This window comes from Brevibacterium sp. 91QC2O2 (genome assembly GCF_024580695.1).
Taxonomy (GTDB): Bacteria; Actinomycetota; Actinomycetes; order Actinomycetales; family Brevibacteriaceae; genus Brevibacterium; species Brevibacterium moorei.
In genome coordinates, this window is sequence record NZ_JANIJY010000020.1 from 23,620 (window position 1) to 50,130 (window position 26,511).

The following is a 26,511-nucleotide window of genomic DNA, read 5'->3' on the forward strand; positions in this document are numbered from 1 at the left end:
GGAAAGCGCACGTGACTGGCGAACGGCTGTTATCCGGGCGATACGAGGTCCGGCAGTTGCTGGGTCGCGGCGGCATGGCGGAAGTCCATGCCGGTGTGGACACCCGGCTGGGACGCCGCGTGGCCATCAAACTGCTGCGCTCCGATCTGGCCCGCGATCCGTCCTTCCACGAACGCCTCAAGCGCGAGGCGCAGTCCGCAGCGGGCCTGAACCATCCCGGCATCGTCGCGGTCTACGACTCCGGCGAGGAGACGCTGGTCGAATCCGGCGGTTCCGAGGTCCAGGTCCCCTTCATCGTGATGGAGTACGTGGAGGGCCAGACCCTGCGCCAGGTGCTCAACGAGCACGGCCACCTCACCGTCTCCGAGGCCCTCGACGTCACCGCCGGCGTCCTGGCGCCGCTGGACTACAGCCACCGCAACGGCATCGTCCACCGCGACATCAAGCCGGGCAATGTGATGCTCACTCCCGAGGGCGATATCAAGGTGATGGACTTCGGCATCGCCCGCGCACTCGAGGACACCGGCAGCCTGACCGGAACCCAGTCGGTACTGGGCACCGCACAGTATCTGTCACCCGAACAGGCCCGCGGTGAACTGGTCGATGCGCGCTCCGATCTGTACTCGACCGCCTGCCTGCTCTACGAGCTGCTGACCGGCCGCCCGCCCTTCAAAGGCGATTCGCAGCTGGCAGTGGCCTATCAGCACGTGGGTGAGGCCCCCCAGCCACCGTCCGCCTTCAACCCCGAGGTCCCGGAGCACGTCGACCGGCTGGTCCTGCACGCCCTGGAGAAGGACCGCGACAACCGGTACCAGGACGCCTACACCTTCCGCGAGGACGTGCTGGCGGCCAGGGACGGCCGACCCATGACGATCGACGTGCCGGGCCAGACCTCGGGCACGGGCTATGCCGCGGGTGCGGCAGGTGCTGCGGCGGGATTCGCCGCCGGCGATGCCGCCACCCAGGTGTTCAACCAGCCCCAGGCCTATGGCTCCCAGGGCGACCCCTACGGGTCCCAGGGACAGCCATACGGCTCGCAGGGCCAGCCCTATGGTTCACAGGGGCAGCCCTACGGTTCGGCCCCGGCCACGCAGTACACGCCGCAGGCCGCGGAGTCCGTCGGCAGTGCCGGGCCCTACGATCCGAACCAGCCCGGGCAGTTCGCCACCGTGGGCACCGGCTACGCCCAGCAGGCGCATCCGGAGACCAGTGGCATGTCCACCCTGCCCAATCGCGAGGAGGACCATGATTCCTCGCGTCGCAAGCGCGGCTGGATGTGGGGGCTCGCGGCGGTCCTGGTGATCGTGCTGGCCGGCTTGGGCGGCTGGGTCTACGTGATGACCAAGGGCCCCGAGCCCTTCGCGCTGGAGGATCTGAAGTCCAAGAGCACCGCGGAGGCCAAGCAGTACCTGCAGGACAACGGTTTGAACTCCCAGACGGAGGAGACCCACGACGACGAGGTCGACGAGGGCGATATCGTCAAGACCGACCCGAACGCCGGGACCGAGGTCACGGCCGGGCAGACGGTCACCCTCTACGTTTCGATCGGCCCCGATGTGGTCGAAGTGCCCGATGTCGCAGGCGATACCGAATCCTTGGCCAGACAGCGGCTGACCGATGCCGGGTTGAAGGCTGGGGCCAATGAGGAGAAGACCTCGGCGGACAAGGAGAAGGGCACCGTCCTGTCCACCAAGCCCAAGAAGGGCAAGGAGGTCAAGCGGCAGTCGACGGTGGACCTGGTGATCTCCAACGGCAAGGTCGAGGTGCCCAGCGTGACCGGCCAGAAGCAGGACGAGGCCTGTGAGACGCTGCGCAGCAAGAAGTACCAGCTCGAGTGCAGCGTGAAGGTCGTCGAGACCGAGGACCACAAGGCCGGCGAGGTCTACGAACAGTCCGTCAACGGCGGCAACTCGGTGGACCAGCACGCGACGATCACGATCACGGTCGCCAAGGCCAAGCCCAAGCCGACCCCGCCGCCCACGCCCTCACAGGCGCCCATCCCCACCACGGGGATCCTGCCGGGCACCACACAGCATGGTCCGGGCAGCGGTGGCTGGTGGACAGGCAACCACTGAGGCGGGCCCGCGGCGGCATCACCAATGTGACGACTCTGGGCACCGGCGTGCTCGGCTCGCAGATCGCCTTCCAAACCGCCTACGCCGGCTTCACGGTCACGGCCTATGACATCGATGAGGCCGCCGTCGCAGCCGGCAGCGCCCGGTTCGACGGCATCGCCGAACCCGAGGACATCGACCGGGTCTGGAGGATCGGCACCGGTGCACCCAACGGCCCCTTCGAGATCTTCGACGTCGTGGGCCTGACCACCGCCTACAACATCTCCAAGATGGGCGATGAGGCGTCCCAGCGCTTCGCCGACTACCTCAAGACCAACTACATCGACCAGGGCAAGCTGGGCCGGTCCTCCGGCGAGGGCTTCTACCGCTACGGGGCCTGAGCAGTCACTTAGGTCTGCTCCCCTCCCCGTGAGCAGTCACTCTGGTCTGGAATCCGGGTGATTTCTCAGACCAAATCGCCTGCTCACGGAGGGGCGCCTCAGCCCAGGGCGGCCGCCGAGGCGATCGGCGAACGTCCGGCGGCGCGCTGCGCGGCCTCGGGCAGCCCGGCCGTGGCCAGGAAGTTCCCGACCATGAGATATCCGTCCTGGGTCAGCACGGATTCCGGGTGGAACTGCACCCCGGCCAGGGGCGCGGTGCGATGCTGGATCGCCATCACGATGCCGTCCGCGGTCTGCGCGGTGACCTCGAACACGTCAGTCGGCAGGGTCGTGTCGACGATCGCCAGCGAATGGTAACGGGTGACCGTCACGGGGTTGCGGACCCCGGCGAAGATCCCGGTGCCCGTATGCGTGATCTCAGAGGTCTTCCCGTGCATCAGCTGCGGTGAGTGGGCCACGGTGGCCCCGAACACCTCGCCCAGTGCCTGATGCCCCAGGCACACGCCGAACAGCGGCTTCGAGTGCGCAGCGCACCAGCGGATCACGTCCGGGCACACGCCGGAGTCCGCCGGTGTGCCGGGTCCCGGCGAGATGAGCACCCCGGCGAACCCGGGCAGGTAGGTCTCCAGGTCCTCGGCCGCGATGTCGTCGTTGCGGATCACCGTGGTGACCGCGCCGAGTTCCTGCAGATAGCCCACCAGGGTGTAGACGAAGCTGTCGTAGTTGTCGATGACCAGGATCTGCGTCTTCGGCATCTCAGGCCCCTTCCCCGGTGCCGACGGTGGCGTTGTTGAATGGCATGAACGGAGCGATCAGCGGGAACACGTACTCCATCAGGACGTAGACCGCGGCGACCACCAGAGCCAGGCAGATGAGCAGTTTGATGAACCAGTTGCCGGGCAGGGCGCGCCAGATGAGTTCGTACATCACTTGCCCCCGGCCGTCTTGTAGGCGGGGCTGTCCTTGATGGCATCGGGTGGTCCGTCCGCCGCCGGGTGGAAGTCCGACAGCGTCGCATACGCGACATAGCGTTCCCTGGCCGAGAACATCGGATTACAGGCGGTCAGCGTCATGATGCGGTCCTTGCCGTGATATTCGGGGAAGCCGGGGACGGGGTCCAGGACGTCCACCTTGTTCGGCAGCACGATGTCGAAGTTGCGGAAGGTGTACGTGTAGTAGCCCTCCTTGGTCTGGACGACGATGTCGTCGCCCGGGCGCAGCTCAGCGATCTGGTTCAGCGGCTTGCCATAGGTCACGCGGTGGCCGGCGATCGCGAAGTTGCCCTTGTCGCCCGGCATTGCGGCTCCCGGGTAGTGCCCGGTGCCCATCCGGTTGAGCACCGGTTCCATGGCCACGCCCTCGGCGATCGTGCGATAGTAGCGGTCGCCGAAGCGCGGGATGTAGAGGATGCCGAAGCCCTTGTTCTCCGCCGGCGCCTTGCCCACCACGGGGTGGTCGGGGTCTCCCTTGGCCTGGGGCTTGTCGTCCTGCCAGTCGTTCTGCAGCTGGGTGGTCAGATCGCGGTTGTCCTGATCGGCCGCGATGTCCGTCCACCACAGCTGCCAGCCGACGAACAGGATGAGCACCAGGCCCAGTGTGATGCACAGTTCGCCGAAGGTGCGCACGCTCCCGCGGAAGAATCCCAGGGGCTCGGGCTCGGGCTCGGACTTCCCTCCGCCGTTTCCCCTGCCGCCCCCAGCCGCGCCCGGCTGTGCGGCGGGCACGGGCTGTGCGCCCGAACCATATTGTGCGCCCGGGGTATACGGCGAGGCATGGGCAGCCTGCGCGTAGGAACCCGCCTGTGCGTACTGTCCGGCGGGCGCGGCGGGGAACTGTTCGGTTGCGGGGAACTGCGGGGCGACCGGTGGCAGGTACTGGGTTGCGGCATCGGATGCGTGCTGCGCTGCTGCGGGATCCGTGCCCTGCTGTGCATAGGCGCCCTGCTGCGCATAGGGGTCGGGCTGGATCGGAATGGGCGCGGTCGAGTGAGCGCGCCGAATATTCAGGGGCGAAGCGGATGCGGAACGACCATCTGATGAGGGAGCCTCCGCCGGGGCCCTGTCGGCTTGGGACTGCGGCTCATTGCCCGGCTGGGGTGTTTCCTGCTGTGCTGCCGCGGGGTCCGGGGATTCGACGCCGGCAGCCGCAGCGGCGCGTTCACGCGCGATGCGCTCACGACGAGTGAGGGGTTGGTCCACGGAGTGCACTTTCGGTAGGTCAGCTCTTAGTCCATACTAAGACCATTCCCTGAACGCCGCCCAGCCGCCGCGCCAGGGCACCCCACCCCTTTAGGTCCACCTAAGGCGGACATGCGCATTCATGGCACAACCGTTAGACTCGGGGCGTGCGTACTGAGTGCCGCCCAGGCGGCGGTGCCCGGCGCTGAGCATGGAATACGCGGAACACGCGGCATGGATCTTCACTGAGGAGTATTGTGGCCAACTCTAATTCGACGGGCAAGGCGGACGACGTCAAGGAAACCGTCGACGACAGCGCCCTGGTCGACGGGGCCAAGGCCGCAGACGCCAAGGGGACCGAATCCAAGGCGAAGTCCTCGGCCAAGAACGAAACCAAGGACTCCAAGGACAAGGCTGCGTCCAAGGACAAGGACAAGAGCCCCAAGGATAAGGACTCCGCGACAACCGCTTCCAAGGACAAGGCGGCATCCAAAGACAAGGCCGCGGCCCGTTCGAAGGCCCGCCAGGAGTCCAAGTCCGGCAATCCGGCCAAGCGCTCGGAGGCCCGGAAGAAGGCAACCTATAACTCCGCGGAGAACCAGGCGGCGCTCAAGCCCAACGGCCGCTGGTTCGTCCCCACGATGCTGTCGGTCTTCGCGATCGGTCTGCTGTGGCTCATCGTCTTCTACATCACCCAGGGCAAGTGGCCGGTCGAGGCCTGGGGCAACTGGAACCTGCTGGCGGGCTTCGGCATCATCGTCGTCGGCCTGGGCATGACCACGCGCTGGCGGTAGGGGGCGGTGGCCCCCTCACCTCGGAGCCCCTCCGACTTCCGACTGCTGGCCGATAGGCCCCTGTGGATCCGACTCATCGCCCTGTACGTGGGGCTGGTGTTCTTCGGGACCTCGTGCGGGTTGATGATTCAGGCGGGCTTGGGCAATATGCCCTGGGACGTCCTGCACCAGGGACTGTCCAACTACCTGCCGCTGAGCGTCGGCGCGATCGCCGTCATCCTCTCGCTGGTCGTTCTGCTGCTGTGGATTCCGCTGCGGCAGCGCCCCGGCCTGGGAACCATCTCCAACGCCCTGCTGGTGGGCACCTTCATCTCCGTGACCATGGCCGTGGTCCCGCCCGCGCATGCCCTGTGGCTGCAGATCACCTATATGGTGTCCGGAATCGTGATCAACGCGGTCGCCACCGTCCTCTACATCGTGCCGAACTTCGGGCCCGGACCCCGTGACGGTCTGATGACGGGACTCGTCGAGGCCACGGGCAAGCCGGTGTTCGCGGTGCGCACCACGATCGAGGTCGTCGTGATGGCCGCCGGCTGGCTGCTGGGCGGCCGCTTCTTCATCGGCACGATCCTCTACGCCCTGGCCATCGGCCCGCTGACCCAGCTGATGCTGCGCCTGGCCGTCAGGCTGTTCGGTCCGGCCGATCCCCTGACCTCCGACGAAGCCTGAGGACCCACAGCACCGGCCTCGTCTCCCGACCCTTCGGCAGGCGATTTGGTCTGGAGATTCCATGAATCCTCGGACCAAAGTGACTGCCCCCCTCTTTGTCAGACTGTTTGTGAGTCACTCAGCGTGAGTGAGGAAGTGAGCAGTGATGGCAGGGAGAGCGGGCTACACGGCCGAAGAGATCCGAGAGCTAGTCGCGCAGTATCAAGCTCAGCCGCATGGGACGAAGGCACTATGGCTGGCCGAGCAACCGTTCACGGTCCATCAGTTCCGGCGGTTGCGGCAAATGGTGTATGAGGGGGATGTGGACAGGGAACTGATTCCCCGCGAGCATGGTGGAATGACACGCACACATGGCCAGTTGGCAGCTTTTGAGAGGGCTCGCGCCAAGGAACTCGCCGAGCACGAACTCGAGGTCGCGCGGTTGCAGGCCCGGATCGAGCAATTGGAGGGTTCGAACGAGGCCTTGGGAAAAGCTATCGGGCTCTTGCATCGGCTGAGCGGTCAAGAGCCCGATACTGCCACGACGACCGACTCGCAGGATTCATCGCAGCCGAAAACCGACTCGTGACCGAGCTGACGGGACTCCTGGGGTCGCAGCGCCGGGCGCTGGCCATGGCCGGTGTGACACGGTCGACGTGGCAGTATCGGCAATCGCCGCGGTCACCGGTTCCCGATCCTGTGCATCAGGCGGATCGGGCGTATGAGTCGCGGATCGCGGCCGGGGACCGGGACCGGATTGAGGAGTTGATCAAGCTGGCCTGGGCCCGGGGCGAGTCGGTGGACTTCGCGTACGCGACGGCATGGGACCGGGGCGTGATGTTGGCGTCGCGCCGGACGTGGTGGCGCATCGCCGCGCAGATCGAGGACCAGGTGCTACGGCCGAGGGCCCCGCGGAGGAAGGGCAAGTCGCAGCGCAGGGATGCTCCGACGGTGATTGCCACCGCGCCCGGGCAGGTGTGGTCGTGGGATATCACCGACGTGTACTCGCCGTGGAAGGGTCGTGTGTACAAGGCGTACACGATCATCGATATCTTCTCCCGCGAGATCGTGGGCTATCGCGTCGAGGACTGGGAATCCGACCGGTTGGCCGTCGAGATGTTCGCTACGGCGATCGCCGCGCGCGGTGCGCCGCGCATCGTGCACGCAGACAATGGTGCGGCCATGACGTCGACGCGTCTGCGTGACCTGCTGGCCGGTCACGGGGTCGAGACGACGTACAACAGGCCGTATGTATCCAATGACAATCCGTTTTCCGAATCGGCGTTCAAGACGATGAAGTACCGGCTGGGCTACCCGCGGATCTTCGAGACTCTTCAGGACGCGCGGGAGTACATCGACGACTACGTCGTCTGGTACAACACCGAACACAAGCACTCCGGTATCGCCTTGTTCTCCCCGTCTGAGATCGCAGACGGCGTATGGGAAGAGAAGTGGACGATCCGCGATCGGGCACTTCAGGACTATTACGAACAACATCCCGAACGATTCCGGTGCCGGCCCGTGACACCGTCACCAGCCGACACCGTCGGAATCAACCACAGGGCCAGGAAAATCGCCTAGCAGGAACCAACATGACTCCGCACAGCTTGACAACGAGCGCCCACCGCGGGGAACCGGACCAAGGTGACTGCTAAGTGGAGCGGGAACGGAGTTTGCGGACCAGGAAATAGCAGCAGCCCAGCACGAAGCCGGTGATCAGCCCGCCCAGGTGGGCCTCCCAGGCCACCTGCGGATTGAACAGCGGGTAGAGCGCGCCCAGCAGGATGAACACGAGCACGCTGCTCCAGTTGCGGTCCAGTCGCCGGGTCGGGACCAGCAGCACGCCCACCAAGCCGTACACCGCTCCCGAGGCGCCGACGAACACAGTGCCCGGTGACACCACGGCGGGCCACAGGATCGACAGCAGCAGCGGGCACAGGGATCCGCCCAGCGCGGCCAACAGGTAGGTGCCCAGGACGAAGAAACGTCCCAGGGACCTCTCCAAGAAGCTGCCGAAGAAGAACAGGCCCACCATGTTGAACAGCAAATGGGTGGGCCCGGCATGGACCAACACCACACTCAGCGCGCGCCAGGGCTCGGCGGCCGTCAACACCGGCACGAAGGCCAGGCGGGAGGTGAGCCCGGTGCCCGGCAGCAGGTTCACCAGATAGGCCAGGACGGTCAGCGCCACCAGGGACAGGGTGACAATGGGCACGCCCCGCCACCTGCGTGATGAGGTGGCGGGGCGCGGGGTTTCGCTCACGGGAGTGACCGGGTCGGACTGCGGCGGGCCTCAGGCCTTGGGCAGGACCTCGACGGTCTCGATGAACGCGGGCTCGGCCGGGGCGTCCTGGAAGCCGGTCTTAACGGCCTCGAGGGCGTCGACGACCTTCTTCGACTCATCGTCGGCGACCTCGCCGAAGATGGTGTGCGCGCCATTGAGGTGCGGGGTGGGAACGGTGGTGATGAAGAACTGGCTGCCGTTGGTGCCCTTCTTCACCCGGTTGCCGAAGGCGTCCAGACCCACACGCGTTCCGGCGTTGGCCATGGCCAGCAGGTAGGGGCGGTCGAACTGCAGTTCGGGGTGGATCTCATCGTCGAACTGGTAGCCGGGGCCACCGGTGCCGCGGCCCAGCGGGTCGCCGCCCTGGATCATGAAGTTCTTGATGATGCGGTGGAACTTCACGCCGTCGTAGAACGGGGTGGGGTTCGTCCGACCGGCGTCGTCCTTGTACTCCTTGGAGCCGTCGGCCAGGCCGACGAAGTTCGCGACGGTCTTGGGGGCGTGGTTGCCGAACATGTTCAGCTTGATGTCGCCCAGATTCGTGTGCAGGATGACCTGCTGCGTGGAGATACTCATGCCCCCTATTCTTCCATGCACACCCCGCCGTAGACGTCCAGCCCACGTTCAGCTGGGCGCGCAATACCGCCGAAAACCCCGCCCCTCCCCCGCTGTACAAGGACTTGTGCGAGGACTTGTGCGGAACTTTCCAGCTCGGCAGGCGGAATCCGGACCATAAACGGCGAGCGGATGAATAGACTAGGGGTAACAGTTTTTCCACGTTGGAGGGTGAAATGTTCAAAAAGGCCAGCCAGAAGAACAGCTGCAAGCTGCTGTCGAGCAATGTTTCCGACGTCGTCACCGGCGTGACCGAGGCGGTCCGCGAGGGCTCCGCCCAGGCGATCGAGAAGAGCGGCCCCTATCTGGAGAAGGCCAATGCCTTCCTGCACGAAACGGCCGAGCGCCTGCACGCCGCCGCCGACGATGCCCGCCCCAAGGTCACCGCCGCACTGGAATCGGGCAAACAGCGGGCGACCGAGGCCGTCTCGGATGCCCGTGACCAGATCGACGCCCGCTACGGCGACCAGATCGCCGACGCATCCGTCGAGCTGACCCGCAAGCGCGGAAAGCTGCTGGCCCAGTCCGGTGACCAGCTGACCCGTCTGTCCGCGCTGGTCGCCGGCGCCAAGACCCCCGCCGCCGTGACCGACCTGGCGACCAGGCTGACCGGGGACAAGAAGGCCCTGAAGAAGGCGCAGAGCGCTCTGGCCGAACGCGGCAAGGAACTGGCCAAGGCGGCCAAGAAGCAGGCGAAGATCGACGCCAAGGCCGGCAAGAAGGGCGGCCGTTGGTTCATCTGGGTCCTGTTCCTGGGTGCGGCCGGCGGTATCGGCTACTTCGTCTACAAGGCGCTCAAGCCGGTCGAGGATCCCTGGTCGACCCCGCTGCCGGGCAACCGCCCCGCCGACGCCCGTCCGGTCGGTTCGACCCCGGCCTCGGAAGCGGCCAAGCCGGTCGTGTCCAAGGTCGAAGAGCCCACCGCTGACGACGCAGGGGAAGTCGAGGCCGAGGTCGAAGAGGACTGACCCCAGCCGGCGCCATCGGTGCCCGGTGAGTCGCACCGGGCACCACAGGTGAGCACACGAACGCCCGCGGGCCGTGTGGACCGCCCCTTTCGGGGGAACCGTCCACACGGCCCGCGGGCGTTCTGCGCACCTGCCCGTCCAAGGGTGAACCGACCACCCGTGGATGAGCAGGCACTTTGGTCTGCTTTCGATGGGTTTTTTCGGACAAACTTGACTGCTGACGAATAGCCGAGGCCGCGCCCGGGTGCGGAATGAGTGGTACCCGGGTGCGGCCGCGGGCGCGGTATCCGATAGAGTCGGCGGAGGCCTTATCGTCTCTGCACAATGACTGCGCAGTAACGCAGATCACGTGCGTGACGACGGGGCCGTTTTGTTTGCCCAATTCGATCTCACCCAAAAGGTAGTGATTCTTTCCGAAAGGAGCCGCGTGCCCAACAGCACCCAGGTACCCATCGACGACCAGATCAGCATCATGGCAGCACAGCGCGAAGGTGCCCTGCCCGATCAGGACAACCCCACGCGACAACCTGTGAGCCCGCGCAGGGCGATCGGCTCGATGGCATTCACCGAACTGTGGGAGCGGTTCTCCTTCTACGGACTGCAGGGGATCCTGAGCTTCTACCTGCTGTACTCCCTGGACCGCGGCGGTCTGGAAGTGCCCGCAGCGGCGGCCGCCGGAATCGTCGGAGCCTATGGCGGCGCCGTGTACCTGGCCCAGCTGCTGGGCGCCTGGGCAGGTGAGCGCCTGCTCAGCCCGCGCACCATGGTGCTGCTGGGCGGCATCATCATCACGGCGGGGCACGTGTGCCTGGCCGCCCTGCCCGGCATGCTGGGGCTGGGCGTCGGCCTGGTGCTCATCATCGCCGGAACCGGGGCACTGAAGACGAACATCACCTCGATCGTGGGCTTCGTCGTCGCCGACAAGCCCGCCGCGGCGCGCGATGCGAGCTTCTCCTACTTCTACATGGCGATCAACGGCGGAGCCGTGCTGGGACCGCTGCTGACCGGCTTCGTGCAGAACGAGTGGGGCTTCCACTGGGGCTTCGGGCTGGCGGCCGTCGGCATGCTGGGCGCACTGATCCAGTACCTGTTCGGGATGCGCGGCCTGCCGGAGCGGGCCAAGCACCCTTCCAATCCCCTGCCGATCGCTGCCATCTGGAAGCCCGCGACCACGGCCATCGCGGCCCTGCTCGTCATCGCCGTGGCGTCCCTGTCCGGCTGGCTCAAGGCCGCGAACCTGTCCTCGCTCGTGACCATTGTGGCGCTGGTGGCCGCCGCCGGGTACTTCCTGGTGATGTGGACGTCGTCCACGGTGAGCCGGGACGAGAAGAAGCGGACCGTGGCCTACCTGCCGCTGTTCCTGCTGTCGGGCTGCTACTTCGGGTTCCTGTTCCAGAAGTTCACCGCCGTGTCCATCCTGATCAGCGAGCGGGTCGATCTGAGCGTGGGCGGCTGGACCTTCCCCGTCGCCTGGATCACCATGGTCAGTCCGCTGGCGGGCGTCCTGGCCACCCCGTTGATCGCGCGACTGTGGCAGCGCCTGGGCGCCCGCCAGCCCGGAGCACCGGCGAAGTTCGCGATCGGCCTGTGCCAGATCGGCGTGGCCTATCTGTACCTGCTGTTGGTGACCACGCTGACCGGGGATGCGACGATCCCGGTGTGGTTGGTGCTGTTGTTCATGGTGGTGGCGGGGTCCTCCGAGGTCTTCGTCGGCCCGATCGGCCTGTCGCTGGCCACGAAGATCGGTCCCAAGCGCTTCGGCACGCAGATGGTGGGGTTGAACTTCCTGACCCTGGCCCTGGGCTCATCGCTGTCAGGCCTGCTGGGCCAGCTGTTCACCGCGATCTCGAATACCGCGTACTTCACCTTCGTGTCCGGTGCGGCCATCGTGTTCGGCCTAATCCTCCTGCTAGCGCGGCGGCCCCTGGCCCGCGGGTTGAACGCGGGGCTGTAGGCGGGCTACCCCGGTGACAGCGGGGTGGCGCGACCGTCCGTGTGCACATAGCGACTGCCGTCGGGCAGGTGCAGGAAGGAGACCGCGGACCAGGCTCCAGTCTCCTTGCTGTAGCGGGCGAACCGGCCGTCGGCCCCGTCGGCCAAGGGCGCCAGGACCGAGGTGGCCACGGGGATGTCCTCGACCTCGGTGAAGGGACTCGTGTCCACCTGTCGGATGCGCAGCACTTCTCGAGCCGAGGTTCCCGGGGCTCCGGGTGCCCCGGGCTCCCCCTCCTCCGGTCCGAGCATCACCTCGATGCGTTCCTCCGCCCGGACGTACGCACCGGTCAGTTCGGCCGCTACCTCGGAGGACAGTGCTCGGTCCCGCCAGTCCTCCGGAGGCGCGACCCGGCCGGGCTTGGCGATCCCCGCCAAATCTGCGAAGACGCGTTCGAACAGCTCCTCGTAGACCATCTGGCCATTGCCGCCGTTGGTCAGCAGCACCACCGCGGTGCCGGAGTCCGGGTGGATGCGCAGATAGGCCGTCTGGCCCATGGTGCCGCCATCGTGACCGTAGACGCGGGCGCCGTTCCAGTCCGAAAGCACCCAGCCCAGGCCCCGGGCATCTCCCGAGGTCCCGCGGTCGGGTTGGGCGACCTGTTCGGTCTGCATCAGAGCCACCGCCTCGGGTCCCAGCACCCGGGTCCCGGTTTCCGCCCGGCCCTCGGCCATGTGCATATATGCGAAGGCCAGGACGTCCGCGGCCCGGGCGACCACTGCGCCGGCCGGACCGGAACTACGCGGCAGGTGCCACTGCCGGATCACCCTGGTGGAGCCGGCGATGTCCTCGTGGCCCACCGCGACATCGCCCAAGAGGATCGCGTCCTCGGGCAGGGTCACGGAATGGTCCAATCCCAGCGGGTCCAACAGCGATTCGCGCAGGGCTGTGTCCCAACCCTTACCGGTCAGGCGTTCGATGACCAGCCCGGCCAGGGAGAATCCGGAATTGCAGTAGGAGTACATCGCGCCCACCGGATGGATCTGAGCGGCCTCGGCTAGAACGTCCAGGTACTTCTCCAAGCAGTCGTCGCCGCGCCCTGTGTCGATGAACAGGTCTCCGTCGATCCCGCTGGTGTGGGTGAGCAGATGCCGCACGGTCAGCTCTTCGCGGGCGCGCGGGTCACGCAGCTCGAACTCCGGCAGGATGTCGCGAACCCGTGTGTCCAGGGTGATCGCCTCCCCGCTCGCCGGAACCGGGGTGTCTGCCTCGATCAGCTGCATGAGCAGCGTGGTCGTGTAGATCTTGGTGATCGAACCGATCTGGAAGATCGAATCCGGGGTGACGGGCGCCCCTGTGCGCAGGTTGACGCTCCCGTGGACCGCCACTGCGATCTCCGGAGTGCCGGCTGCACCGCCGGGTGCGGTCGGATCCATCCGGAGGATGCCCAGTTGGGCGCCCGGCACCCCATGGCGCTCGCACAGTTCGGCCAACAGGTCCCGGTAGGCGGCGGTAAGCCTCTGGTGCACACCCTGCGAATACTGCCCCGGCACAACCGCGCCCATCAGGCTCCGGCCTCGCCCGGAATGGTCCCCAGTCCGTCGACCTTCGGGATCGCGGCCAGCAGCCGTTGTGTGTACGGGTGACCCGGTTCGTTCCAGATCTGCTCGGTGTCGCCGACCTCGACGATCCGTCCCGCCTCCATCACCGCCACACGATCGGCGATCTCCCTGACCACCGAGAGGTCGTGGCTGATGAAGATGAGCGAGGCGCCCGATTCGATCGCGAGGTCGCGCATCATCTGCGCCACGCGCGACTGCAGGAAGGCGTCGAGGGAGGCGATCGGCTCATCGCCGATGAGCACCTTGGGCCCTGCTGCCAGGGCCCTGGCGATGGCGATCCGCTGCCGCTGCCCGCCGGAGAAGGCGTGGGGGAAGCGGTTGGCCGCAGTGGTGGGCAGGTCCACTGCCGCCAGTAGGTCCTTGACCGTCCACCGGCCGGCCGGATCCAGGGCCAGTGCGTCCTCGATCTGCTCTCCGATCCGGCGCCGCGGGTTGAGCGAGGCGTAGGGGTTCTGGAAGACCATCTGGATGCCCAGCAATTCGGCAGGGCGCCGACGGAATCCCAGGGGCCGCACCGGGGTGGACTCGAAGGTGATGGTGCCCTCCGAGGTCTTCTCCAGGCCGCAGATCAGCTTCGCCAGGGTCGATTTGCCGCAGCCGGACTCCCCCACCAGGCCCAGGACCTCGGATTCGGCCAGGTTCAGGGAGACGTCGTTGACGGCGCGGAAGCGCCCGCCGCCGTCCAGCTTGTACTCGCAGGCGACGTGGTCGACGGCGAGCACGGTGGGGCGCGTGGGCGCAGGGGCTGCCGGGCTCATCCGGCCACCTCCGTTCCTGGCAGGGATTCGATGAGTGAGCGGGTGTAGTCGTGCTGCGGATTCACGATCACCGAGTGCCGGTCGCCGGTCTCCACGACCCGTCCGTTCTGCATCACGACGATGGTGTCCGCGACCGAGGACAGCACGCCGAAGTCGTGGGTCACCAGCAGCACGGCCAGTTCGAGGTCGTCGCACAGATCGCGCAGCAGGCGCAGGATCCCGGCTTGGACGGTGACGTCGAGCGCTGTGGTCGGTTCGTCGGCGATGAGCACCCGGGGTTCGCAGATCACCGCCGAGGCGAAGGCGATGCGCTGCAGCTGTCCGCCGGAGAACTGGTGCGGGTACTTCTTGACCGCGCCCTCCGGGTCGGGGACCCGGGTCTTGGCCAGGATCTCCACTGCGCGGGCGAGTGCTTCCCTCTTCCCCATCTTCCGATGGTGCCGCAGGTGGTCGGTCAGCTGGGCGCCCACCGAGAGCATCGGGTGGAAGGCCGAGGACGGGTCCTGGAAGACCATCGCCAGGGAAGTCCCGCGCAGCGCATTGTGTGCCTTGGGGCTCAACCCCACCAGTTCGCGGCCTTCGAAGTCGATGCTGCCGGACAGCCTGGCGCCGGCCGGGGACAGCCCCATGATGGCCATACCGGTCTGGGTCTTGCCCGAACCCGAGGCCCCGGCGACGCCGGTGATCTTCCCGGCTTCCAGCGTGAAGGACACATCGTGCAGGATGTGGTTCTCGTTCTTGCCCTGGCCGACGACCAGGTTGAGATCCCGCAGGGTGACGACACTCATCCGTTGGCTCCTTCCACCTGTTTGGCGGTTCGGGGGTCCAGCGCGTCGCGCAGGCTGTCGCCCAGGAAGTTGAAGGCCATGACGACCGTCAGAATGCAGATGCCGGGGAACAGTGCGATCCACCAGGCGTTGAATTGCGATACGCCCTCGCTGATCATCGCACCCCAGTCGGGTGCCGGAGGCACCACGCCCAGGGACAGGAAGGACAGGCCTGCCATCGTCAGGATCGCCTCGCCCACACCCAGGGTCGCCAGCACCACGACGGGTGAGACCACATTGGGAGTGATGTCGCGGAACAGCGACTTCCAGGGGCTGAAGCCCAGCAGGCGGCCGGCGACCACGTATTCGCTGTTGCGCGCGGTCATGACCAGGGCTCGCGTGGTCCTGGCGTACTGCGGCCAGGACACGATGAGGATCGCGATGATCGCGTTCTTCAGACCGGGCCCCAGCGCCGCGGCGATGACCATGGCCAGGATGATCGTCGGGAAGGCGAAGACCAGGTCGGCGATGCGCATGATGACCTCGTCCACGGCCTTGCCGAAGTATCCGGCGATGGCGCCGAGCACGGAGCCGATGATGGCCGAACACAGCACGACGAAGATCGCGGCAGGCAGGGTGGTGCGCGCGGAGACGATGATGCGCGAGAGGACATCGCGGCCCAGGGTGTCGGTGCCCAGGGCATTGTCCCCACCCGGTGCCTGCAGACGGGTGAAGCTCTGCGCCAATGGGTCGAAGGGTGCCAGCAGCGGGGCGAGGACTGCGATCAGCAGCCACAGCACCAGGATGATCCCGCCGGTGACGCCCAGCGGGGTGCGCAGTGCCTGGGGAACCCGGAAGCGCCAGCGCTTGATGCCGAGCTCCACCGCCTCCTTGCTGCTGAGTTGACTGTGCGGGGCGCTCATCGGACCCTCACTCGGGGGTCGATGAGGCCGTAGATGACATCCACGATGAAGTTCACTCCGATGTAGACAATGCCGATGACCAGGCCGACGCCCATGATGACGGGCAGGTCCAGCGAGGTGGCGCCGCGATAGGCGAATTGGCCCAGACCGTTCCAGGCGAACACGGTTTCGGTCAGCACCGCCCCTGATAGCAGGGACCCGAAGGCCAGGCCCACCACGGTGATGATGGGCACCAGGGCACCGCGGAAGATATAGCTGAAGACCACGGTGCGCCCCGGCAGGCCCTTGGCCTTGGCCGCGGTGACGTAGTCCAGGTTCATCACGTCCAACACGCTGGAACGGCTGAAGCGGGTCAGCAGGCCGATGGTGAACAGGGCCAGCACGCAGGACGGCAGGACCAGATGGGACACCGCATTGGCGAAGGTGCTCAGCTGTCCGGCGAACAGGGCGTCCACCGTGTACAGGCCCGTTACCTTGGGCGGCGGAGTGACCCAGGGGTCCAGACGCCCGGCCCCGCTGACGATTCCGGCCTTGAACGACAGCAGATAGTAGGCGATCGTGGCGATCCAGAAGGTCGGAGCCGAGATCCCGATGAGGCTCAGCGCACGGATCACGTAGTCCAGAACCGTGTTCTGTTTAAGAGCCGCCAGCAGGCCCAGCAGCAGGCCGATGACGACCGCGATGACGATCGCGCCCAGGCCCAGTTCGATGGTCGCGGGGAACACGTTGCCGATCGAGTCCAGGACGGGCACCCTGGTCTGATTGGAGACGCCCAGGTCACCCCGGAGCAGATTGCCCAGGTAGGTGAAGTACTGGATCAGCAAGGGTTGGTCCAGGCCCAGATCCCGCCGCGTCTGTTCGACGATGGCGGGATCTGCTGCGGCCCGGTCCCCCAGGATCGCCTGGACGGGATCGGCGGGGACCAGGTTGGTCAGCAGGAAGGTCACGACGGTGACACCCCAGATGAGCAGTGCGCTGATGGCCAGGCGGATGAGAACGTAGCGCAGCAGCGGATGAAGCTTGGGCGGCTTGATCCGCTGCTGCGCGCCGGTGACGGCGACGGTCATACTGGTCGGTCCCCGCCTATTCGGCCTTGGCGAAGTCGAAGTCCGCATCCGCGTTGGACACGAACTTGGTGATCGACGAGCCGATCACCACGGTCTGCACGGGCTGGACCAGCGGAATGAACGGGCCGTTGGCAGTCGCCGATTCGAAGGCCTTCTGGTAGGCCGGACCACGGGCGTCGCCTGCGGTCTTGTTCGCCGCGTCGATCAGCTTCGTGGTGGCAGGATCGGCATCGCCGACCCAGCCGGCGCGTTCGGACACGGACTGGCCCGGGGTGAACACCAGGTAGTTCGTCGGATCGGGGAAGTCAGCGCCCCAGGTGCTGATACCCATGGGCTGCTTGCCGGACCGGAAGCCGTCGAGCTGGGTGGCGCTGGGTGCGGGTTTGAGCGACAGTTTGATGCCAGCTTCCTTCACCTGGGCCTGCACGGACTCAGCCAGCTGGGACAGGTTCAGCCCGTTGACGGTCTGATCGCTGCTGTAGTGGAAGGGGATCTCCTCGCCCTTGTACCCGGCCTTGCTCAGCAGTTCCTTCGCCTTTTCCACATCCCGGTTGGGCGCCTGGTCCTTCGGCACCGAGCCCACGAATTCGTTCGGGACGACGCTGGCCATGCGCTGCGCGCCCTCGCCGCCGAGTCCCACGACCTTGTCGTAGTCGACCGCGTAGCGCATCGCATCGCGGAAGTCCTTCTTGGAGGTGATATCGCTGACCTTGGAACTGTCATTGGCGAAGATGTAGATGCTCTTGGTCGACGGCAGGGATGCGACCTGGGCCTTGGACTGGTCCAGGGTCTTCACCTGGTCCGGACCCAGGTCGAAGGCGACCTGGGTCTGGCCGGACTGGATGTCGCTGAGCTGCGTATCGGCGGAGACGTTGTTGATGACGACTCGCTTGTATTTGGGAGCCGGGCCGTTGTAGTGCTCATTGGCCGCCAACACGACCTTGCTCTCCGCGTTGTAGCTTTCAACCTTGTAGGGGCCGGAGCCCTGCGAGTTGTTGTCCAGGAACTGTTCGGCCTTGTCCTTCTCGTCCGTCGTGCCGCCGTTGGCCTTGACCTCCTTGGCGTTGAGCACGCCCAGGTTGGAGTTCGGCAGGATGTAGGGCAGGGCAGGGTTCGGATCCTTGCTGGTCAGCGTGATCGTCTCATCATCGACCTTCTTGACCGTCACCCCGTCGAGGTAGAAGGAAGGATTGCCCTTGACGCCCTGCAGACGCTGGTAGCTGAAGACGATGTCGTCGACGGTCACCGGATCGCCATTGGAGAACTTGGCGTCCTTCTCCTTGAACTTAAGCGTGAGGACCTTGTTGTCCTTGGACATTGTGTACGAGCACAGGCCGTCGGTGGGCTTCTTGAGGTCGCCGTCGGGGAAGGTCAGCGCGGTCTGGTAGAGCGCGTCCTCAATCCGGGAACCGCTGAGCTCGAACTGCCGCGCCGGGTCGATGGTCTTGAGGTCGAAGGTCATTTCGGCGACCAAGGTGTCGCCGGCGGCGGAGCCTTCGTTCGAACCGCCACCGCTGCACGCGCCGAGGCTGACGGTCAAGCCGACGGCCACGGCCGCGGAGAGGATCATTGTGGGGAGACGTCGCATAACCGAACTTTCTTCAGCAATCAGTGGGACTCGTTACATTATGTACGATGCCTCACAGATTTCTGAAATCCGGCTGAACCCCGGCGGTCCTCGGTTGCGTCCCGTTCACAAACCCGCCGCGGCGAATGCCCTGGCGTAGATCTCGCGCAGCACAGCCTGCTTGCGCGCGTTGTACTCCATGACGACCTCGCCGGCCGCGTTCGAGGTCCGAGCCGCGGCACGCTTCGCCGTCGCGTAGAGGTCCCGGTCGGCAGGCTCGCGCCGCAGGTGGTCGCGGAAGATCCGGTGCCGCCATGGCTCCGGGGAATCCGGGCCGAAGACGTGCAGATTCGCGCGTATCGCCTTGGCATCCGAACCGCCTGGCTCCGATGCACAGGACTCCGCCGCCCCCGGCTCGAACCGCAGGCACCGGTGCTCGTACCACCAGGGTTCGCGCACGGTCAGGATGAACCCGGCCGCCTCCAGCCCCGGCAGCCACGCATCCTCCGCGGCAGGGTCGGCCACGATCAGGTCCATGTCGATCACCGGTTTGGCGGCCAGCCCCGGCACCGAGGTCGATCCCACGTGCTGCAGCGCCAGCACCCGGGCGCCCAGGACCCCGGCGATCCGCGTGGCCAGCGCCTCGTAGTGCGCCGGCCACGCGGGGTCGTACTCGTCCACCGCGATGGGGGCGGCCACCGGTTCCACCACCCACGGCGAGCTGCCCGCGGGCGGCGCATCGTCGACGAAGGTCACGATGTCGCGCGCCCGGGGCACCGGGTCACCGCCCGATGCTCGTGAGGAAGGCCGCAGCGCCCAGGGCGATGTCGGCCTCGGCGGCCACCGCGATCGGCAGGCAGGCCTCGTCCACGTCGAAGTCCTCGGTGTGGTGGCCCCACGGGGTGTCCATCCCGACCTGCACATAGGTCTCCAGGCCACCGCGTTCGGCCACGCGCTTCATCATCGCCGTCGCGTCCTCGGAACCGGAGCCGCCGCCGGAGTCCTTGACGTTCTTGACTCCCGCGGTGTGCGCGAAGGCCTCGTGCACGTAAGGCAGCAGTTCCGGGGTCGGCAGCGCGGTGTCGGCCTTGCCTGTGATCGTCAGTTCGTAGTCCACGTCGTACATCCGCGCGGCGCCTGCCACGACGTCCTGCGCACGGGCGAACATGAAGTCGTTGATATCCGAGGACGCGCCGCGGCACTCCGCCCGGATCACGGCCTTGCGCGGGACCACATTGCGGCCCTCGCCGGCGACGAACGTGCCGACGTTGATCCGGCTGGCGCCCGCGGAATGACGCGGGATCGCGTGCAGGTTCAGCGTGGCCGCGGCCGCTGCCAACAGCGCGTTCTTACCCTTCTCCGGGTCGCCGCCGGCGTGCGCGCCGACCCCGGAGAACTCCACGTCGAACTTCGTGCTGGCCAGGTACTTGTCCGCACCCGTGCACACATTGCCCAGGCCCTCGCCCGCGCCAACGTGGGTGGCCAGGAACAGGTCGACATCGTCGAACCAGCCCTTGGCGACGATCGAGTGCGATCCGCGCACTCCCTCCTCGGCCGGCTGGAAGATGATCTTCACGGTGCCGGTGAGTTCGTCCTTGTGCTCGGTCAGCACCGTGGCCAGGCCCAGGCCGATCGCGGCGTGCCCGTCGTGGCCACAGCCGTGCATGGCCCCGGCGTTGACCGAGGCGAAGCCCTCGGCGGTGGGCCGGTGCTCGTCCGAGGGGTTCTCGTTGAGGTCGTTGGAGTCGATGTCGACGCGGAAGCACACGACGGGGCCGGGCCGACCGGTCTTCAGGATGCCCAGCACGCCGGTGAAGCCATCGCCCATGGCCTCGACCAGTTCGGGATCGCCGCCCTGGGAGATGGCGCGCTCACGGGCCGCGGCCAGGACCTCGGCGCTCGGCACGCCCAGGCGCTCATCGGCGACGTGCAGTTCCGGACCGTAGACCGTGTCCCAGCCCAGGTCGCGCAGCACGTGGATGATCTTCGAGGTGGTGCGGAACTCCGTCCACCCCGGTTCCGCGTACTTGTGGAAGTCGCGCCTCCACGCTGTCAGCTGTTCGGTGAGTTCGGGCGTGAGTTCCATCTGTTCCTCCAGGTCGGGACGGTGTCCGCATCAGGGTGTTCGCGTTCACACCCAATCTACCCGGCGGACCCGCGGCGCCTGCGTGCAGGTTCGGGACAACGGCGGCGGCTACCGTTCGAACGGGTCGTCACCGCGGATCGACCAGCTGAACCCGCGATCGTAGAGCACAGATGCGTCAGGGGTGCGGCTCAGCTCCATGGTCCGGTCCCCAGTCAGCGCAAGCCCATCCGTGCGGTCGGTCGTGTAGGTCAATTCGACTCTCTCGCCTGGCGCGCCTGCGTATTCGAGTGCCGTTTGGCCCGGTTTCCGCAGGGGTTTGAGCATCAGGGTCAAAGTGTCACCGTCGCGCACATAAGTGCCCACCAGCAGGGCGCCATCGTTCTTCCGAACCTGCGCGGTGGCCGCGCCGTCGGTCAGAGTGTTTCCGAGTGCCAGCTGGGACCAGGAGGCATCGGCACCGGCATCGTCGGATTCGACCGTCCACGCGCCTGCGGGAGCCGCGTCATCGACGCCGTAAACGGGCTGGGCTAGGAACACCGGGATTCCGGTCAGCGCCAATGCCGCCATGCCCACCGGCATCGCGATGCGGCCGGCAATCCGATTGGCGCGAGGGCTGCGGAACGGGCGCGGCTCGATCGAAGCGGAGACCGCACCCCGGCCCAGTAACGCTACGACTACGCGTTTCACCCACGGGGCCAGGACGACCAGGCTCATCGCGAGCAGGACGAGCGAGAGCTGCTTCGCGGGCATGTCATAGCCCAGATTGAGCACGGCTATGAAAGTCATGGACGCGGCGGAGATCAGTGCGCCCAGCACCATCGTGCGCCGCCACATGAGGGCGACGGCCGCACCCAGCTCGGCCACACCCGCAAGGGTTTGGAATAACGGCGAGAAGCCCACCATATGCGAAAGCAGACCCATCGGACTCATTTCACCGAGGGTGATAAGCGATTCGCCGACGTCCGGCCCGCCGAACTGCCAGAGCCCGATCTTGATCACTCCGTTGAACAGCAGCGTGATCGCAAGGACGAATCGTGTCGCTGCGTGTAACCACCACAGCAGTGTGCGCCCCGCTGACTGGCGATTCGCGGGCCGCTCCTTAGGTGCAGTTGAGACACGCGGGGTGCCTTCGATCGTTGATGTGCGGTTCATTTCCATTCTCCATTCGGTTGGTTGACGGACCAAGGCAGTGCGTGAGCGTTTAGATGCTCAGCCCACTGAGGACCGCCACGGCGGTTCCCCAGGACCGCGGCGCCGGGATCGGTCCAAGACCGGTAGCACACCGTGCTAGTCACCCACGGTAGCACGCTGTGCTACGGTGAGGTCAACCCGATTCACTGAACTTTGGAGGGATTGTGGACACACGACGCAAGATCCTGAGCGCGGCGACGTCTATGGTGGAGGAGGGCAACGGACAGCACCTGACGGTCCGCGCGGTGGCCGGCCGGGCGGGGGTCGGGATGGGGACGCTGCGGCACCATTTCCCGAATCAGCGCGCCTTGCTCGACTCGGTGCTCGCATTGATGTACGAGGTGGCGATGCCCGACGACCGCATCCACGACACGACACTGCCGGCGCGGCAACGCCTCACGGAGAACCTGGGCAGGCTCGTCGCCACCATCGGCACGGGGGACGAGGCCCGGGAGAGATTGTCGGAGACGTTCCGGAACTACATCAGCCCCGATGCACCCGACGACGTGCGCGCCTCCTATGCCGCCTTCGACGAGCAGGCCACGCGACGTGTCGAATCGTGGCTCTCCGTCCTCGTTGAGCAGGGCGCGCTCGAAGAGGGAGACAATACGGCCAGGGCGCATTTCCTCCTCAGCGTCGTGGGCGGCCTCGTCTTCTGGAGAGCACTGCCGCTCCCGGAGTCCGCTCTCACGCGGGAAATCGACGCGCTGGCCCTTGCCGTGGAGGCCCTACCCTTCACGGGCTAATCCACGACACCGGTCTCCCGTAGGTATCGGGCGATTCGGGCGATCCGCTCATCGGGGTCCGCGCACAGCCGGTCCACCTCGGCCGCGCACAGGTTCCAGGGGAGTTCGCCCAGGGCCTGCACCAGGCGCAGACGGGACTCCGGCCGGTCCCCCGCCTCCTCGATCCGCCGTGCCAACCGTTCCACGATCCCGGGTTCGGCCTCTGCCAGCTCGGCCAGGACCTCGGCGGCCTCCACATCGGCGATGCCGCGGTCGATCGCATCGAGCAGCGCCTCACCCGCCGCGCCATCGCCCAGGCCGCCCAGGAGCACCGCGGCCCGTGCGGCCACCTGGGCATCGGCGTCGGCCAGGCACTCTCGCAGGGTCCGGCGGGCGAGCTCGGCCGATTCCGCCGATTCGGTCTGGCCCAGGGCGACCAGCGCCCTCAACCGGCGGCTCCTCCCCCGCCCGGCTGCCGCCCCGGCCAGCAGCTCAGTCGCGGCACCGTCGAACGGTTCCTGCCGCGCGGCCCACAACAGGGCTCCGGCCGCATTGTCATCGGGCTCGTCCAGATAGGCCCGCAGCAGTTCGAGGCCCGACTCGCGCGGGAGCCCCACGGCGGGGCCGACCCGCAGCGCAGCATTCTGCCGTGCCCGAGAGCCGCCGTGGCGCAGGGTCGTCAACAGGTCCAGCGCGGTCAGCAGCTCACCCGTCGTGTCCGTGGCCGACAGGGACGACGACAGGGAGCTCAACAGGTCCACCAGGCGTTGTTCCCCGGCGATCCGCCGTTGCAGATCATCGCGCAACCCGGCGATCGTAGCGGCAGGATCGAAGTCGGGATCGTCCAGCGCGGTGCCGACCTCGGCCAGGCCCAGCCCCAGCGAGCGCAGCGCCTCGATGTGCATGAGCCGGGTGATGTCGGCCTCCGTGTATTCGCGGTAGCCCGCCGAGGTGCGTCGGCCCGGGTGCAGCAGGCCCACACGGTCGTAGTGGCGCAGCATCCGCACGCTCACCCCCGAGGCCCGGGCCAGTTGTCCGATCAGCACGGCTGCCCGCCGGGTTCGAACCCGCCCAGCGCACGCACCCGCCGGGCCTGGGCGAGGTCCGGGGCGAAGGCGGCCTCGGGATCGTCGAACAGTCGCAGGATCGCCAGGGCATGGGCCAGCCGCCGCTCGGCGGACCCGCCTTGGGCTCCTTCCACGGCTCCGCCGGCCGACACGATCCTCTCCACGACCGGACGGGCGCTCTCCCCCAGGTCGAGGTGGACCCGCGCCAGGCTCAACCATGTCTCACGCCCGCCACGTCCCAGCTGGGACGCCAGGCGCTGGGCCAGGGCGGCCTCGGCGCCGGCGGGAACGAGTTTCGCAGCGGCCCGCCAGGCGGTGCGGGCCAGGGTGTCGTCGGGATCGGCGAACATCGCGTCGGTGATGGCGGGCCAGCCGCGGACGTCCCCGATCTTGGACAGGGTGTGCAGTGCCTGGGCCACCGCTTGAACCCCAGACCGGACGCAGCCGGATGCCTCGGCCCCGTGCCGAGTCCCCTGATAGCCGGCCAGGATCCGCAGCAGCTCAGGCACCGTGAGATCGGTGGGCAGCCGGGTGATCGCCCAGGTGAGCATGTCGCGGACGAAGAAGTCCGGTTCCACCGCGCAGCGCTCCAGGAGCACGGGCAGCAGTCCCGGCTCCGGGGCGCTGCCCGTGGCCAGGGCCGCCTGCAACCGGGTGCTGGAGCCGGGCGCCGCCAGTCCTGCGGCCAGATTGTGCGCGTGTTCGCTCATGGTCGGCATGTCCTCGGTGTTCATGCCTTAAGACTGAACCCTGTCACCGTGTCAGGGTCAAGGGGTGGGTCGTGATTGGCTCAGCGCGAACCACGACCTGCGACCCCGGACCGGCTACCGGTGCAGCACCCAACTGGCCAGTTTGTTGCCCACGAATTGCGCCAGCTGGACCAGCACGATGATGATGACCACCGTGACCAGGGTGACCTGCCAGTCGAACTGCTGGTAGCCGTAGGTGATCGCGAAATCGCCGATTCCGCCGCCGCCCACGACACCGACCATCGCGGACATGTCGACCACCGCGATGAGCATGAAGGTGTAGCCCAGGATCAGCGGAGCCAGGGCCTCGGGCACCACCACGCCGAACAGTGTGCGCAGTCGACCGGCCCCGCAGGCGCGCGCGGCCTCGACGATCCCGGGGTCCACCGCCACCAGGTTCTGTTCGACCACCCGGCCGATCACCACCGAGGCCATGAGCACCATCGGCACGATCGCCGCGGAGGTGCCGATGGTCGTGCCGACCACCAGCATGGTCAGCGGCCCCACCGCGGTGATGAAGATGATGAAGGGGATGGGGCGGATGATGTTGACCAGGAAGTTCAGGATCTGGAAGACCACCGACTGTTCCAGCAGATTGCCGGGCCGGGTGGCGTAGAGGGCCGCGCCGATCAGCAGGCCGACGATGCCCGAGGCGATGATCGTCACGAGCACCATGATGAAGGTCTGCCCCAGCGATTCCAGTAGCACGGGGCTCAGCAGTGACCAGTCGGTTTTCATCGTGTCTCTCCGTTCGTCTCGGACTTCGGTTCGGCTGTGGCCGAGGTCCCTGCCGCGCTTGCGGGCCCGGCCTCACCGGCGGGCGGCCCGGCCTCGACGGCGGACCCGGTCCCGTCGAGGAATTCGATCTGGGCGTGCGCGCCGATGTCCGCGGCGGCGGCCGCGATGTCGGCGGGCCCACCGGTCAGTTCGAAGACGAGCGTGCCCACGGTGGAGTCGCTGACCTCGGTCAGCCCGCCGAAGACCAGTCCGTACTCGACGTCGTATTTCTGGAACAGCCGGCCGGTGGCGTCCGAGGACAGCCGGTCGGTGATCCGCACGGCCAGCAGCCGGCCGCGGTGGTTCGCGCGCAGCCGCTGCAGCGACTCCCCCGTGGGCGCCGAGGGGATCGCGGTGGACACGAAGCGCTTGGTGACCTCGGCCTGTGGATCGGCGAAGACCCGGTAGGTGGGGCCCGATTCCACGACCCGACCGGCCTGCAGGATCGCCACATCGGTGCACAGGTCCTTCACCACCGCCATCTCGTGGGTGATGACGACGATCGTGGTGCCGAAGCGGCGGTTGATCTCCCGCAGCAGCGCCAGGACCTCGGTCGTGGTGTCCGGGTCGAGGGCGCTGGTCGCCTCGTCGGCCAGCAGGATGTCGGGCTGATTGGCCAGTGCCCTGGCGATGCCCACCCGCTGCTTCTGCCCGCCGGACAGCTGACCGGGGCGCATCCTGGCGCGGTCGGACAGGCCCACGAACTGCAGCAGTTCGGCCACCCGCTCCTTGATCTGCGCCTTCGGCACACCCGCCACGCGCAGCGGATAGGCGATGTTGTCGGCCACCGTGCGCGAGGAGAACAGGTTGAAGTGCTGGAAGACCATGCCGATGCGCGAGCGCACGGGGCCCAGCTGGTTCTCCGTGAGCGTGGTCAGGTCCGTCCCGTCGACGATCACCTGCCCGGCGGTGGGCCGCTCAAGGGCGTTGATGAGGCGGACCAGGCTGGACTTGCCCGCGCCGGAGTACCCGACGATGCCCAGCACCGATCCACGCGGCACGTCGAGGCTGATGCCGTCGACGGCACGGACCTCGGGCTGCTTCGCGGCCTTGCGCGCCGGATAGACCTTCTCCACGTCCACGAACCGGATATGGGGTTCTCGAGTGACACTGTTCATGGCCACACCGTAGGCAGATCAACCCGCTGACCTGGGGCTTCGCCGTCATATACGGGGTCGCCGCGCGTCATCGGACGTCATCTTCGAACACGTGGCGCAACACTTCGTCACGCCGGGCTCCCCACCCCGACTTTTATGACAGCCCCAGCCGATATATCCCCGCATCGGCATAGTGTCCGATGCCAGAACAGCCGTCCAAGCACCTACCGAAACGAGATCC

Annotated in this window: 27 protein-coding genes; 9 read left to right on the forward strand and 18 right to left on the reverse strand. The window is 67.1% G+C overall.

Translation table 11 applies throughout. The features are described 5' to 3' along the window. The first annotated feature begins 11 nt into the window (after positions 1–11). On the forward strand, positions 12–2,075 hold the full coding sequence (locus NQ036_RS12315) for a PASTA domain-containing protein (protein WP_257059354.1): 2,064 nt from the start codon (positions 12–14) through the stop codon (positions 2,073–2,075). Further along, entirely contained in the window at positions 2,057–2,455 is a 399-nt protein-coding gene (locus tag NQ036_RS12320; RefSeq protein ID WP_257059355.1) for a 3-hydroxyacyl-CoA dehydrogenase family protein, read from the forward strand. Before NQ036_RS12315 ends, NQ036_RS12320 begins: the two co-directional genes overlap by 19 nt. Positions 2,456–2,553: 98 nt before the next feature. On the opposite strand, the gene NQ036_RS12325 is transcribed toward NQ036_RS12320, so the two are convergent. The 3 genes from NQ036_RS12325 to NQ036_RS12335 are packed head-to-tail and all read right to left on the reverse strand — an operon-like array spanning position 2,554 to position 4,653. Next, positions 2,554–3,210: an aminodeoxychorismate/anthranilate synthase component II gene (locus NQ036_RS12325; protein ID WP_257059356.1), complete on the reverse strand. Its 657-nt coding sequence runs from the start codon at positions 3,208–3,210 to the stop codon at positions 2,554–2,556. Between the two features lies 1 nt (position 3,211). Then, complete coding sequence (locus NQ036_RS12330; protein WP_257059359.1) at positions 3,212–3,382, reverse strand: hypothetical protein; 171 nt, start codon at positions 3,380–3,382, stop codon at positions 3,212–3,214. Then, positions 3,382–4,653 (reverse strand): class E sortase, encoded by a 1,272-nt coding sequence (locus NQ036_RS12335; protein WP_257059362.1) that lies wholly within the window; start codon positions 4,651–4,653, stop codon positions 3,382–3,384. The genes NQ036_RS12330 and NQ036_RS12335 overlap by 1 nt, the downstream gene beginning before the upstream one ends. Positions 4,654–4,889: 236 nt before the next feature. Between NQ036_RS12335 and NQ036_RS12340 the strand changes: the two genes are divergently transcribed. The 4 genes from NQ036_RS12340 to NQ036_RS12355 all read left to right on the forward strand — a co-directional run bounded on the left by NQ036_RS12340 (position 4,890) and on the right by NQ036_RS12355 (position 7,655). Then, positions 4,890–5,426 carry a cell division protein CrgA gene (locus NQ036_RS12340; RefSeq protein WP_257059363.1) on the forward strand — a complete coding sequence of 179 codons (537 nt, stop codon included), beginning with the start codon at positions 4,890–4,892 and terminating at the stop codon, positions 5,424–5,426. A gap of 6 nt (positions 5,427–5,432) precedes the next feature. Continuing rightward, a complete protein-coding gene (locus NQ036_RS12345) occupies positions 5,433–6,095 on the forward strand; it encodes a hypothetical protein (RefSeq protein WP_257048489.1) in 663 nt (220 codons plus the stop codon). Positions 6,096–6,240: 145 nt separating this feature from the next. Beyond that, complete coding sequence (locus tag NQ036_RS12350; protein ID WP_257059433.1) at positions 6,241–6,663, forward strand: hypothetical protein; 423 nt, start codon at positions 6,241–6,243, stop codon at positions 6,661–6,663. Next, positions 6,660–7,655: an IS3 family transposase gene (locus tag NQ036_RS12355; RefSeq protein WP_257059365.1), complete on the forward strand. Its 996-nt coding sequence runs from the start codon at positions 6,660–6,662 to the stop codon at positions 7,653–7,655. Before NQ036_RS12350 ends, NQ036_RS12355 begins: the two co-directional genes overlap by 4 nt. Before the next feature lie 70 nt (positions 7,656–7,725). Here NQ036_RS12355 and NQ036_RS12360 read toward each other — a convergent pair whose 3' ends face one another. Together NQ036_RS12360 and NQ036_RS12365 are read right to left on the reverse strand one after the other, a co-directional pair. Next, positions 7,726–8,289 (reverse strand): rhomboid family intramembrane serine protease, encoded by a 564-nt coding sequence (locus NQ036_RS12360; RefSeq protein WP_257059367.1) that lies wholly within the window; start codon positions 8,287–8,289, stop codon positions 7,726–7,728. A gap of 78 nt (positions 8,290–8,367) precedes the next feature. After that, entirely contained in the window at positions 8,368–8,934 is a 567-nt protein-coding gene (locus tag NQ036_RS12365) for a peptidylprolyl isomerase (RefSeq protein ID WP_257059369.1), read from the reverse strand. A gap of 215 nt (positions 8,935–9,149) precedes the next feature. Here NQ036_RS12365 and NQ036_RS12370 point away from each other — a divergent pair, with 215 nt between their 5' ends. Further along, a complete protein-coding gene (locus NQ036_RS12370) occupies positions 9,150–9,941 on the forward strand; it encodes a hypothetical protein (protein WP_257059371.1) in 792 nt (263 codons plus the stop codon). Positions 9,942–10,368: 427 nt separating this feature from the next. Continuing rightward, positions 10,369–11,895: an oligopeptide:H+ symporter gene (locus tag NQ036_RS12375; protein WP_257059372.1), complete on the forward strand. Its 1,527-nt coding sequence runs from the start codon at positions 10,369–10,371 to the stop codon at positions 11,893–11,895. Between the two features lie 5 nt (positions 11,896–11,900). On the opposite strand, the gene NQ036_RS12380 is transcribed toward NQ036_RS12375, so the two are convergent. The 9 genes from NQ036_RS12380 to NQ036_RS12420 all read right to left on the reverse strand — a co-directional run bounded on the left by NQ036_RS12380 (position 11,901) and on the right by NQ036_RS12420 (position 21,816). Further along, on the reverse strand, positions 11,901–13,403 hold the full coding sequence (locus tag NQ036_RS12380) for a serine hydrolase domain-containing protein (RefSeq protein WP_257059374.1): 1,503 nt from the start codon (positions 13,401–13,403) through the stop codon (positions 11,901–11,903). A gap of 35 nt (positions 13,404–13,438) precedes the next feature. Next, positions 13,439–14,254: an ABC transporter ATP-binding protein gene (locus NQ036_RS12385; protein ID WP_257059376.1), complete on the reverse strand. Its 816-nt coding sequence runs from the start codon at positions 14,252–14,254 to the stop codon at positions 13,439–13,441. Then, positions 14,251–15,042 (reverse strand): ABC transporter ATP-binding protein, encoded by a 792-nt coding sequence (locus tag NQ036_RS12390; RefSeq protein ID WP_257059377.1) that lies wholly within the window; start codon positions 15,040–15,042, stop codon positions 14,251–14,253. The genes NQ036_RS12385 and NQ036_RS12390 overlap by 4 nt, the downstream gene beginning before the upstream one ends. After that, positions 15,039–15,944 carry an ABC transporter permease gene (locus tag NQ036_RS12395; RefSeq protein WP_257059380.1) on the reverse strand — a complete coding sequence of 302 codons (906 nt, stop codon included), beginning with the start codon at positions 15,942–15,944 and terminating at the stop codon, positions 15,039–15,041. The genes NQ036_RS12390 and NQ036_RS12395 overlap by 4 nt, the downstream gene beginning before the upstream one ends. Then, positions 15,941–17,011 carry an ABC transporter permease gene (locus NQ036_RS12400; RefSeq protein WP_257059383.1) on the reverse strand — a complete coding sequence of 357 codons (1,071 nt, stop codon included), beginning with the start codon at positions 17,009–17,011 and terminating at the stop codon, positions 15,941–15,943. Before NQ036_RS12400 ends, NQ036_RS12395 begins: the two co-directional genes overlap by 4 nt. A 16-nt stretch (positions 17,012–17,027) precedes the next feature. Then, entirely contained in the window at positions 17,028–18,599 is a 1,572-nt protein-coding gene (locus NQ036_RS12405) for an ABC transporter substrate-binding protein (RefSeq protein ID WP_257059386.1), read from the reverse strand. 105 nt (positions 18,600–18,704) lie between these two features. After that, positions 18,705–19,355, reverse strand: a complete 651-nt coding sequence (locus NQ036_RS12410; RefSeq protein ID WP_257059388.1) for a GrpB family protein — start codon at positions 19,353–19,355, stop codon at positions 18,705–18,707. 4 nt (positions 19,356–19,359) lie between these two features. Further along, positions 19,360–20,664, reverse strand: coding sequence for an amidohydrolase (locus NQ036_RS12415; RefSeq protein WP_257059390.1), 1,305 nt, complete (start codon positions 20,662–20,664; stop codon positions 19,360–19,362). A gap of 108 nt (positions 20,665–20,772) precedes the next feature. Then, positions 20,773–21,816 (reverse strand): hypothetical protein, encoded by a 1,044-nt coding sequence (locus NQ036_RS12420; protein WP_257059393.1) that lies wholly within the window; start codon positions 21,814–21,816, stop codon positions 20,773–20,775. A gap of 203 nt (positions 21,817–22,019) precedes the next feature. Between NQ036_RS12420 and NQ036_RS12425 the strand changes: the two genes are divergently transcribed. Further along, positions 22,020–22,601 (forward strand): TetR/AcrR family transcriptional regulator, encoded by a 582-nt coding sequence (locus NQ036_RS12425; protein WP_257059395.1) that lies wholly within the window; start codon positions 22,020–22,022, stop codon positions 22,599–22,601. Here the strand turns inward: NQ036_RS12425 and NQ036_RS12430 are convergent. From NQ036_RS12430 to NQ036_RS12445, 4 genes are all read right to left on the reverse strand, one after another. Then, positions 22,598–23,626, reverse strand: coding sequence for a MerR family transcriptional regulator (locus NQ036_RS12430; RefSeq protein WP_257059397.1), 1,029 nt, complete (start codon positions 23,624–23,626; stop codon positions 22,598–22,600). The genes NQ036_RS12425 and NQ036_RS12430 overlap by 4 nt on opposite strands. Next, a complete protein-coding gene (locus NQ036_RS12435; RefSeq protein WP_257059399.1) occupies positions 23,620–24,381 on the reverse strand; it encodes a HEAT repeat domain-containing protein in 762 nt (253 codons plus the stop codon). Before NQ036_RS12435 ends, NQ036_RS12430 begins: the two co-directional genes overlap by 7 nt. A 90-nt stretch (positions 24,382–24,471) precedes the next feature. Then, the gene (locus NQ036_RS12440) at positions 24,472–25,134 is read right to left on the reverse strand and encodes a methionine ABC transporter permease (RefSeq protein WP_257059401.1); all 663 of its coding nucleotides are present in this window, start codon (positions 25,132–25,134) and stop codon (positions 24,472–24,474) included. Continuing rightward, positions 25,131–26,291 carry a methionine ABC transporter ATP-binding protein gene (locus NQ036_RS12445; protein ID WP_257059404.1) on the reverse strand — a complete coding sequence of 387 codons (1,161 nt, stop codon included), beginning with the start codon at positions 26,289–26,291 and terminating at the stop codon, positions 25,131–25,133. The genes NQ036_RS12440 and NQ036_RS12445 overlap by 4 nt, the downstream gene beginning before the upstream one ends. Between the last annotated feature and the right edge of the window lie 220 nt (positions 26,292–26,511).